Genomic DNA, 10,655 nt, shown 5'->3' with positions numbered 1-10,655 from the left:
GGCACCAAGAAGCAGGCTCAGGAGGCCATCAAGGAAGAGGCTTCCCGCTGCGGCGGCTACTATGTGAACGCCCGGTGGCTGGGCGGCATGCTCACCAACTTCAAGACCATGCGCGGCCGCGTGGACCGTCTCAACCAGCTCAAGAAGATGCAGGAGGACGGCACCTTCGACATGCTCCCCAAGAAGGAAGTCATGAAGCACCTGGGCGAGATCGCCAAGCTGGAGAAGTACCTGGGCGGCGTCACCGAGATGAAGAAGCTCCCCGGCGCTCTGTTCGTCGTTGATCCCCGCAAGGAGCGCAACGCCATCAACGAGGCCCGCAAGCTGCACATCCCCATTGTCGCCATCGTGGACACCAACTGCGATCCCGACGAGATCGACTATGTGATCCCCGGCAACGACGACGCCATCCGCGCCATCCGCCTGATCTCCTCCGTCATGGCCAACGCCATCATGGAAGGCAAGCAGGGCGAGGACAATGTGGCCGAGGAGGCCGCCAAGGCTGCGGAGACCGCCGAAGCCTGATAAACCCACTCTGGGCTTTTAGCGCCCGCCGGCGCGCGGCGGGCGCTTTTTAACAGAAGAAAAGATAAATATGGAGGTTTTTGATATGGCTTTTACTGCTAAGGACGTGCAGGCTCTGCGCGAGATGACCGGCGTTGGCATGATGGACTGCAAGAAGGCCCTCACCGAGGCCGACGGCAACATGGACAAGGCCGTGGAGCTGCTGCGTGAGAAGGGCCTGGCCGCTTCCCAGAAGAAGGCCGGCCGCATCGCCGCCGAGGGCATGGCTTATGCCGCCGTTATCGACGGTGTGGGCGTGGTGGTCGAGGTCAACGCCGAGACCGACTTCGTGGCCAAGAACGAGAAGTTCGTGAACTTTGTCAAGGGCGTGGCCGCCACCGTGGTGGCCAACAAGCCCGCCGACATGGATGCCCTCATGGAGTGCAAGTATGACGGCACCGACCTCACAGTCACCCAGCAGCAGCAGGAGATGGTCCTGGTCATCGGCGAGAACATCAAGATCCGCCGCTTTGCCTTCTTCACCGAGGGCGTGTCTGTGCCATACATCCACGCTGGCGGTAAGATCGGCGTGCTGGTGAACCTGGAGACCGGCCTCACCGCCGAGCAGGTGGAGGCCGCCGGCAAGGACGTGGCCATGCAGATCGCCGCTCTGAATCCCCGGTTCTGGGACAAGAGCCAGGTCACCCAGGACGTGCTGGACGAGGAGAAGAAGATCATGATGGTCCAGATGGCCAACGATCCCAAGATGGCCTCCAAGCCTGAGCAGGTCCGCGAGAAGATCGTCATGGGCAAGCTCAACAAGTTCTACGCTGAGAACTGCCTGCTGCAGCAGGAGTTCGTCAAGGACAACAGCATGAGCGTGGAGCAGTATATCGCCGCTTCCGCCAAGGCCCTGGGCGGCTCCATCACCTTCAAGGATGCCATTCGCTTCGAGAAGGGCGAGGGCATTGAGAAGAAGCAGGAGAACTTCGCCGAGGAGATCGCCAAGCAGCTGGGCAAGTAATTGCATAGACGTATTGGGGCCGGACACAGAGTGTCCGGCCCTTTTTTGTTTGATTTTATGATGAGGACACGGTTTGGAAAGAGGTTTGCTGCTTTTTGACGTCCATTCTTACAGCCCACGCACAGGTGATCTTCGCTCCTGTTTCCGATGGGATGGTTGCGGCCAAAATCGAAGATGGTTTCTCTCAAATCGACTTTGTGCCGCAGGAATCCGGAGCTTCTTCTGCTCCAGAAGGCGCTTTCACAATGCGCAGTACTGTTTTGGTCTGCTCTGGAGGCCAGGGGGCTGCCAGCCGGGTACAATCTGTCACGGAAGCGACCTGCCCACATCTGGGCTGCTTCTCCTTCCCGAAGGGGACCTCCACCCAATCCCCCACCTTCAAAGGAAGAGCTCCGGTCAGATAGGAATAGGTCCGCCGAACGCCTTGCAGCCTGACGGTGCAGTAATGGAATACAGTCCCATCATCAGGAAGATGGATCGTATGGTCGGGGACAGAACGTGGTTTTATGGCAGAACACAGTTCTTCGATGTCATATTCGGAAAGATCCCACTGTTCTTTGGGCAGCGGGTTTTGCAGCAGCAGTGAAAGGCAATGCTCTGCCAACGGATCTTCCCCACAGGCCCGGGCAGCATGGATGATATTTTGATGGAAATAATTCACATAAGCACTCTGAAAGATCTGCCTGGCAAACCCTTCCTCACGTAAAGCATCCAGAATCGGGCGCAGCAATTCGGGATCGTCTTCGCTGCTGAACCAGATCTCTTCTAACTGATAAAAATAATCTTCTGCCTGCTCCGGTTCTGTCAGCGGTTCCGTCGTGCTGACAAGGGAACGCCACAGTTCGATTGTCCGTCTGGGGTTCGTGCGATACATTTCCTCGATATGGTTCGGACCACATTCCTCTGATAGCTCCTCAATGTTCCATTCACGCAGCGAAGGAAATTCCACTTGCAGCTGTTTGGCGCTTATACCGGGAAAGAAGGATGGGATGTCATATACCCCTTGAATCGTGCGCCAATGGAGTACAAAATAGTTCAAAAAGCGAGTATTTCGGCGGTCTGCTGCATCCTCTGTTGCTCCGGCGAAGAAGGATGCCAGGGGAAACAGGCTTGTGACCATATTCTCTATGCCAGACTGCAACTCTGAGGAAAAACCGGGAGCATATGAGAGCGACTCCAATTTTCCCCCCTGAATTTCCGGCTCTGATTCCTCGTTATACGGGGGCAGTTGCATGATTACCTGCCGCCAGAAGGAACCGCAGTGTTCCGCCGTCAGCGCACCAACATCAGAGAACAACGGCGCTCCCCGCAAGATCGCTTTTTCCAGTTCGTGTTCACTGCACTGGCCACTGATCTTGGCCAGATCAAAGGCCAAGGCACGATATGGGTAAAATACTCTGTTGCCGACGAACATATTGGTATTTGTGTGTTCGCTGATGTTCCACTGGTTCCCCTCCACAAGTCCAGCCATCATCTGGTAGAGGAGCGTCTGCCATGCAAGTTTTTTTGAGTTTGGCGGCAGAAGCATGCCAGCCGATTCTAAAAAAATGTTGGCGGCGTTGCGTACCACCTGCGCCGCTCCATTCAGCCAGTCCTCCCAGTTCGCCTCCATCTGGGAAACCTTTTTGCGCTCCGCCATCTCCATATCATGGCCAAATGTAGATAGATACCAGTTCCTCCATTCTCCTGAACCCAGACGTCCATCGCCGTTTTTATCAAATTTTTGTTGCCTTCCCCAGAGTTTTCCCATTGTGTCACCTCCCAATGCTCAAATTTCTGTTGGCGGCTCGCGCCATATCCATAGCGCCTTTCCTGTCTGTTCAGATCAGAAACCAGTCTTTTCGCTTCTCAGGCATAGTACCAGATAGGTCTCATACTCTATACAGTATAGCAGATGCTCTATCAGATTGAAATGGATCGTTTACATTCAGAAGTGGAAATGCATGTTTTTGCTGAGATATTATTGCTTTGGCGCGGTTTGTGGGGCATAAGTTTATACAAAACTTGCAATTTTCCGCACAGCACCGTGTAAAAAATCAATGTCCTGGCGGCACATAAGGCAGCAAATCAAAAAGGTTTGCTGCTTTTTGCTATGCAAAAGCACAGAAAAATTGGCCCTGTGCCGCTTTTCGAGATGCGCCCTGTGCACGTGAAATTTTACGCCCACTTTTATAGCCCTGTCATACAGGTGAACTCCGCCCCCTATTGGGGGTGGAGCGAGGGGCAGATACATGGTGCCCGGTCTGCTTTATTCTCCGCCAGAGTTTTTACCTGCGCCTGTTCCAAAGACTGGCAAAATGGAGAACAAATTTGAAAAAAACTGACTGCCCCCCTATGCAAAAGGGAAAAGTTATATTAAAATAGAATAGACTGAATGAACTGTGTCCCGGCTCTATGCTGGGCGCGGTTTTGCCCTGCCGGGGGGCCATGTCCGGCAGGGGCCAGAAATACAAGATACGGAAGGGGATATTTCTATGCCTGAGCCGCAGTATAAGCGCATCCTGTTGAAGGTGAGCGGGGAGGCCCTGGCCGGCGACGCCAGCCGGGGGCTGGACTTTGACGTCATCGGCAGAGTGTGCGACGTGATAAAAAAGTGCAATGAGGCCGGCGTCCAGGTGGGCATCGTGGTGGGCGGCGGCAACTTCTGGCGCGGCCTGAAGGACGGCGGCGACCGGATGGAGCGCACCCGGGCCGACCACATGGGCATGCTGGCCACCGCCATCAATGCCCTGGCCATTGCCGACGTGCTGGAGCAGAAGGGCGTGGACGTCCGGGTCCAGACTGCCATTGAGATGCGCTCGGTGGCCGAGCCCTACATCCGCTCCAAGGCCATCCGCCATATGGAAAAGGGCCGGGTGGTCATCTTTGGCTGCGGCACCGGCAACCCGTTCTTCTCCACGGACACCGCGGCGGTGCTGCGGGCGGCGGAGATCGACGCCGACGCCATTTTGCTGGCCAAGAACATCGACGGCGTTTACAGCGCCGACCCCAGAAAAGACCCCACGGCGGTGAAGTACGACAGCATCAGCTATGATGACGTCCTGGCCCAGCACCTGGAGGTGATGGACTCCACCGCTACGTCCCTCTCCATGGATAACAAGATACCTGTCATTCTCTTCGCGCTGAAGGACCCGGAGAACATCTACCGGGTCGTCATGGGCGAGAAGATCGGCACCATCGTCAAGGAGGAGAAGTGAGATGAACGAGATCCTGAAGGAATATGATGTTAAGATGCAGAAGACCGTGGAGGTCGTGATCTCTGATTTTGCCGCCGTCCGGGCCGGTCGGGCCAATGCCGCCGTGTTGGACAAGATCACTGTGGACTACTATGGCAGCGCCACCCCCATCAATCAGGTGGCGGCCATTTCCTCCCCCGATCCCCGCAGCCTGCTGATTAAGCCCTGGGATGGCTCCATCCTCAAGGCCATTGAGAAGGCCATCCAGACCTCGGACCTGGGGATCAACCCCCAGAACGACGGCACCTCCATCCGGCTTGGCTTCCCCCAGCTCACGGAGGAGCGGCGTAAGGAGCTCACCAAGCAGGTGAAGAAGTATGCCGAAAATGGCAAGGTCGCCATTCGGAACATCCGCCGGGATGCCATGGATAAGCTCAAGAGCAAGCAGAAGAAGTCGGAGATCACCGAGGACGACTGCAAGGAGTACGAGAAGGAGCTCCAGGACATGACCGATAAGCGATGCAAGGAGCTGGATGAGCTGGCGTCCAAGAAGGAAAAGGAGCTCATGGCGGTGTGACGCTGTGCACCCTGTGACAGAGAGAAAAATGGTGCGGGGCGCTTGGCGCCCCGCACATCTTTACGGACGCCCATCCCGTCCAACGGCGGGAGAAGCAGACGATCCCATTGATTTAGGAGGCTTACATGGCCCTTTTGAAACGCAGGACTGAGGGGGCGGAGGTGGACTTTGACCACCTGCCCAGGCACGTCGCCATCATCATGGACGGCAACGGGCGCTGGGCCAAACGCCGGGGACTGCCCCGCACAGCCGGACATGCCGCCGGCGCTGAGAATTTCCGCACCATCGCCACCTACTGCAAGGATATCGGTCTGGAATACCTGACGGTGTACGCCTTTTCCACTGAGAACTGGAAACGTCCGGCGGAGGAGGTCTCCGCCATCATGGGGCTTCTGAGGAAGTATCTGCTGGAAGCCATCGGCCGCATGGAGCGGGACCGGGTGAAGATGCGCTTTTTGGGGGACCTCTCCCCCTTGGACCCGGAGCTCCAGGCGCTGTGCCGGCAGACGGAGGAGATCTCCACCCACTATGAGGGCTGTCAGGTGAATATCTGTCTCAACTACGGCGGCCGGGATGAGCTCCTGCGGGCAGCCCGGGCCTTTGCCCGGGACTGCGTAGCGGGGGAGAAGGCCCCCGAGGACCTCACCGAGACGGATTTTGGCGGCTATCTCTTCTCCGCCGGGGTGCCCGACCCCGATCTCGTCATCCGCCCCAGCGGGGAGTTGCGGATCTCCAACTTCCTGCTCTGGCAGTCGGCCTACGCCGAATTCTATTTTACTGATGTGCTCTGGCCTGATTTTTCAAAGGAAGAGCTTCACAAGGCGCTGGCGGCCTATCAGGGCCGCTCCCGCCGGTTTGGAGGTGTGTGAACCCATGGCAAAACGTGTTTTGGTGGCGGCGGTATGCATCCCCATTGTCTTCGTGATCTTTTTCCTTCTGCCGCCCATCTTTCTGCCCATTATGATCTCTGTCCTGTCCATGGTGGCCGTCCACGAGGTGCTGTGGTCCACGGGCTTTGTCAAGAATCCGAAAATCTCTGCCCTCTCCATTGTTCTGGCCGGCGTCATCCCCTTCTGGGTCTACATCGGCGAGGGGATGCGTTCAGCCCTGGTGGGGATTTTCCTCTACTTTTTCCTCATCTTTATGGTGGCCATCTCCAGCCACTACACTGTGACCCTGGAGAAAATGGGGGGCTCTTTCTTCTTCGCCATGCTCATCCCCTATTTCCTCTCCTCGTTTGTCCGGCTGGACCAGCAGCCCCTGGGCGACTATCTCATCCTCATCCCGATGGTGGCCGCCTTCACCAGCGACGCCTTTGCCCTCTTTGCCGGCATGGCCTTCGGGAAGCGCAAGCTGGCCCCTGAGCTCTCCCCCAAGAAGACGGTGGAGGGCGCTGTGGGCGGCTTTGTGGGAGCCATTGTGTGCTGCCTCATCTACGGGGCGGTGATGCAGTTCGGCTTCCAGCTCCGGGTGAATTACCTGGCGTTCGCCCTCTACGGCGCGCTGGGCAGCGTGGTCGCCCAGATCGGCGACCTGTCTTTCTCCTACATCAAGCGGCAGTATGGGCTGAAGGATTTCGGGAACGTTTTCCCCGGCCATGGCGGGGTGCTGGACCGGTTCGACAGCGTCATCTTCTGCGCGCCCCTCATTGAGATTTTGGTCCACTTCCTGCCCGCCATCCAGGGGGGCTGATTTGCCATGAGAAAGCGAAGCATTTCCCTCCTGGGCTCCACCGGCTCTATCGGGCGGCAGACCTTGGAGGTGGCCGCCGCCCTGGACCTGCCCGTTCGGGCCCTCACCGCCAACCGCAGCGTCAGGCTGCTGGAGGAACAGGCCCGGCGGTTTGGACCGGAACTGGTAGTCTGTGTGGATGAGATGGCCGCCGCCGATCTGCGGACCCGGCTGGCTGATACCTCTGTCCGGGTCCGCTCCGGGGAGGAGGGGCTCTTGGAGGCCGCCGCCCTGCCTGGGGCGGATACGGTGGTCACCGCTGTGGTGGGCATCGCCGGACTGCGGCCCACGCTGGCCGCCATCCGGGCGGGCAAGCGCATCGCCCTGGCCAACAAGGAGACCATGGTGTGTGCCGGCGAGCTGGTCATGGCGGAGGTCCGGCGCTGGGGGGCGGAGATCGTCCCCGTGGACTCGGAGCACTCGGCCATCTTCCAGTGTCTCCAGGGCTGCAAGGACAGGGGAGAGGTCAGGCGTCTCATCCTCACCGCCTCCGGCGGGCCCTTCTTTGGCCGGAGCCGGGAGGAGCTGGAGGGGGTCACCCTGGAACAGGCATTGCAGCACCCCAACTGGGCCATGGGGGCCAAGATCACCGTGGACTCGGCCACCCTTATGAACAAGGGCCTGGAATTCATCGAGGCCATGCGGCTTTACGAGCTGCCTCCCGAAAAAATTTCCATCGTGGTCCACCGGGAGAGTATAGTCCACTCCCTGGTGGAATACTGTGATAATGCGGTGCTGGCCCAGCTGGGGGCGGCAGATATGCGCCTGCCCATCCAGTACGCCCTCACCTGGCCGGACCGGGCCCCCGGTCCGGCGGAACCCCTGGACCTGCTCAAATGCCCCAGTCTCACCTTCCAGGCCCCCGACCCGGAGACGTTCCCCTGCCTGGCCCTGGCCCTGGAGGCCGCCCGTACCGGCGGCACCGCCACAGCGGTCCTCAACGGGGCCAACGAAGCGGCGGTGGGCCTGTTTTTGGAGCGGCGCATCGGGTTCATGGACATCGCCCGGCAGGTAGAGCGGGCCATGGCTGAGGTCCCGGCGGTCCGGGACCCCGGCCTGGAGGAGATCTTCCAGGCCGATCAGGCGGCCCGCGCAGCCGTCATGGAAAAGCAGTAAGGAGAACCGTATGCTCTATATCCTCATCGCAATCGTTGTCTTCGGCATCCTCATCGCCCTCCACGAGTTCGGACACTTCCTCACCGCCAAGCTGTTGGGGGTGAGGGTCAACGAGTTTGCCATCGGCATGGGCCCCCTCCTGTGGTCCACCGAGAAGGGGGAGACCCAGTACTCCCTCCGAGCCATCCCCATCGGCGGCTTCTGCGCCATGGAGGGGGAGGATGAGGCGTCCGACGACCCGGGCAGCTTCTACAATAAGCCGGGATGGAAGAAATTTCTCATCCTGGTGGCCGGCTCGGCCATGAATTTCCTCACCGGTCTGGTGATCCTGTTCCTCCTGTCCATTCCCGCCACCGGCTACCAGCTGCCGAAGGTGAGCGGGTATCTGGAGGGATATGGCGTGGAGGACTGCGGCCTCCTGCCGGGGGACCGATTTCTCAAAATAGACGGGCACGGCGTTTGGATCTATGGGGACGCCAAGTTCCTCCTGGACCGTGCGGGCGACACGGTGGATTTCGTGGTGGAGCGGGATGGAGCCAGGGTGGTCCTGGAGGACCTCTCTCTCCCGTTTCAGACGCGGGAGACCGCTCAGGGCATCACACGGCTGCGGGGACTCCAGATGGGAAGCGTGGTCCTGCCGGCCACAGTCCCCACCCGTCTTACCATGACGGCCCTCCAGGCGGCTGACATGGTGCGCATGGTGGGCTTCAGCCTGGGAGATCTGTTCCGGGGGGCGGTGGGCCTTCAGGATATGTCCGGCGTCATTGGCATCATGGACGTCATGGGCCAGGCCGGAGAGGAGGGGGCCCAGGCGGCGGCCCAGAGCGGCGGTTCTCCCTTCCTGGGAGCGATCATGAGCATCCTCAATCTGTCTGCCTTCATCGCCGTCAACCTGGCGGTGATGAATCTGCTGCCCATCCCCGCCCTGGACGGAGGACGGATCTTCTTCCTGCTGGTGAACTGGCTCTTTACTCTGGTGACCCACCGGAGGCTGGACCCCAAATATGAGGGCTATATCCACATGGCCGGCTTCCTCTTCCTCCTTCTGCTGATGGTGGTGGTGGCCTTCAACGATGTGGTCCGTATTTTTACCTAGACATGTGATTCAGCCGGCGGGTGATGTTCACCCGCCGGCCATACCTATCTTTAGGAGGCAGCGTACATGAGCAAGCAGATCCTGGTTGGAGGCGTGCCGGTAGGCGGCGGCGCGCCGGTGACCATTCAGTCCATGTGCAATACCCGCACCGACGATGTGGAGGCCACCGTGGCGCAGATCCTCCGGCTGGAGGAGGCGGGGTGTGAGATCATCCGGGTGGCGGTGCCCGATCTGGCGGCGGCGAAGGCGGTTGGTGCCATCCGGGAGCGCATCCACATCCCTCTGGTGGTGGACATCCACTTTGACTACAAGCTGGCGCTGGAGTCGGTGGCCGCCGGCGCCGACGCCGTGCGGATCAACCCCGGCAACATCGGCGGCGCAGACCGGGTCAAGGCGGTGGCCCGGGCCTGTGCCGGAAAAAATATCCCCATCCGCATCGGCGTCAACGGCGGCTCCCTGGAAAAGGAGCTGCTGGACCGGTACGGCGGCCCCACCCCCGAGGCTCTGGTGGAGTCGGCCTTCGGTCACATCAAGCTGCTCAACCGCTGGGATTTTGACGACATCTGCGTGTCTCTCAAGACCTCCAGCGTCCCCGGCACCATCGCCGCCTACCGGAAGATGGCCGCCGAGAGCGACTACCCCCTCCATGTGGGGCTGACCGAAGCCGGTACCCCCCGGATGGGGATGCTGAAGTCGGCTGTGGGCATCGGCGGCCTGCTGGCCCTGGGCATCGGCGACACCATCCGGGTCTCCCTCTCCGCCGATCCGGTGGAGGAGGTCTATGCCGCCCAGGATATCCTGCGGGTGGTGGGGCTCCGGAAGGACGCCCCCGAGCTCATTGCCTGCCCCACCTGCGGCCGGACCAGGATCGACCTCATCGGTCTGGCCAATGAGGTGGAGGGCCGTCTGCGCGGCGTCCGCAAGCCCATCACTGTGGCCGTCATGGGCTGCGTGGTCAACGGCCCGGGGGAGGCCCGGGAGGCCGACGTGGGCATCGCCGGCGGGGACGGCGTGGGACTTCTCTTCCGCAAGGGAGAGATCGTGAAAAAGGTGCCCCAGGAGGAGCTGGTGGACGAGCTCTTCCACCTCATCGAGACCCTTTGAACCTGAAAAACCCTTAGAGAAGGAGCCGGAGCGACCATGCCTGACAAGATCCCGTTTTTCACTCTCTTTTCCGCTTGGAGCCCCACAGCGGAGTTTCGGAGCCTGCTGGGGGAGACGGCGGTGTGTTCTGCCGTTATTGACAAGACTGACCGCAGTCTTCAGGCGGAGCTGACCGGCCTGCGGCCCCTTTCGGCGGAGCTGCTGGACCGGGTGGCGGCGGAGCTGACGGCGGTCTATGGACTGCGCAGCACCCAGCTGCGCTTTGCCCCAGCGGAGCCGGTCCCGGCAGAGCTGCCCGAGGACGATCTGCCCCCCTGGGAGGAGGTC

At 60.1% G+C, this 10,655-nt stretch carries 11 protein-coding genes; 10 read left to right on the top strand and 1 reads right to left on the bottom strand.

The genetic code is table 11. From position 1 onward, the window contains the following. The coding region (gene rpsB / locus Q0Y09_RS07855) for a 30S ribosomal protein S2 (protein WP_297720070.1) at positions 1–525 on the top strand (525 nt) is incomplete at its 5' end. An 85-nt stretch (positions 526–610) separates the two neighbouring features. Further along, the gene (gene tsf, locus Q0Y09_RS07850; RefSeq protein ID WP_297720068.1) at positions 611–1,528 is read left to right on the top strand and encodes a translation elongation factor Ts; all 918 of its coding nucleotides are present in this window, start codon (positions 611–613) and stop codon (positions 1,526–1,528) included. Between the two features lie 184 nt (positions 1,529–1,712). On the opposite strand, the gene Q0Y09_RS07845 is transcribed toward tsf, so the two are convergent. Then, complete coding sequence (locus Q0Y09_RS07845; RefSeq protein ID WP_297720066.1) at positions 1,713–3,278, bottom strand: hypothetical protein; 1,566 nt, start codon at positions 3,276–3,278, stop codon at positions 1,713–1,715. 724 nt (positions 3,279–4,002) lie between these two features. Here Q0Y09_RS07845 and pyrH point away from each other — a divergent pair. The 8 genes from pyrH to Q0Y09_RS07805 form a co-directional block, all read left to right on the top strand. Then, on the top strand, positions 4,003–4,725 hold the full coding sequence (gene pyrH / locus Q0Y09_RS07840) for a UMP kinase (protein WP_297720064.1): 723 nt from the start codon (positions 4,003–4,005) through the stop codon (positions 4,723–4,725). A gap of 1 nt (position 4,726) precedes the next feature. Beyond that, on the top strand, positions 4,727–5,281 hold the full coding sequence (gene frr, locus Q0Y09_RS07835) for a ribosome recycling factor (protein WP_297720062.1): 555 nt from the start codon (positions 4,727–4,729) through the stop codon (positions 5,279–5,281). Positions 5,282–5,406: 125 nt separating this feature from the next. After that, positions 5,407–6,150 (top strand): isoprenyl transferase, encoded by a 744-nt coding sequence (locus tag Q0Y09_RS07830; RefSeq protein ID WP_297720060.1) that lies wholly within the window; start codon positions 5,407–5,409, stop codon positions 6,148–6,150. 4 nt (positions 6,151–6,154) lie between these two features. Next, positions 6,155–6,973, top strand: a complete 819-nt coding sequence (locus Q0Y09_RS07825) for a phosphatidate cytidylyltransferase (protein WP_297720058.1) — start codon at positions 6,155–6,157, stop codon at positions 6,971–6,973. 6 nt (positions 6,974–6,979) lie between these two features. After that, positions 6,980–8,128, top strand: coding sequence for a 1-deoxy-D-xylulose-5-phosphate reductoisomerase (locus Q0Y09_RS07820; protein WP_297720056.1), 1,149 nt, complete (start codon positions 6,980–6,982; stop codon positions 8,126–8,128). 10 nt (positions 8,129–8,138) lie between these two features. After that, a complete protein-coding gene (locus tag Q0Y09_RS07815) occupies positions 8,139–9,224 on the top strand; it encodes a site-2 protease family protein (RefSeq protein WP_297720054.1) in 1,086 nt (361 codons plus the stop codon). Positions 9,225–9,290: 66 nt separating this feature from the next. After that, positions 9,291–10,328, top strand: a complete 1,038-nt coding sequence (ispG, locus tag Q0Y09_RS07810) for a flavodoxin-dependent (E)-4-hydroxy-3-methylbut-2-enyl-diphosphate synthase (protein ID WP_297720052.1) — start codon at positions 9,291–9,293, stop codon at positions 10,326–10,328. Positions 10,329–10,364: 36 nt separating this feature from the next. Then, positions 10,365–10,655: hypothetical protein (locus Q0Y09_RS07805; RefSeq protein WP_297720050.1), on the top strand; the 291-nt coding region annotated here is incomplete at its 3' end.

This window comes from Intestinimonas sp. (assembly GCF_026169115.1).
GTDB lineage: Bacteria > Bacillota > Clostridia > Oscillospirales > Oscillospiraceae > Intestinimonas.
This window is presented reverse-complemented; position numbering and strand designations above follow the sequence as displayed.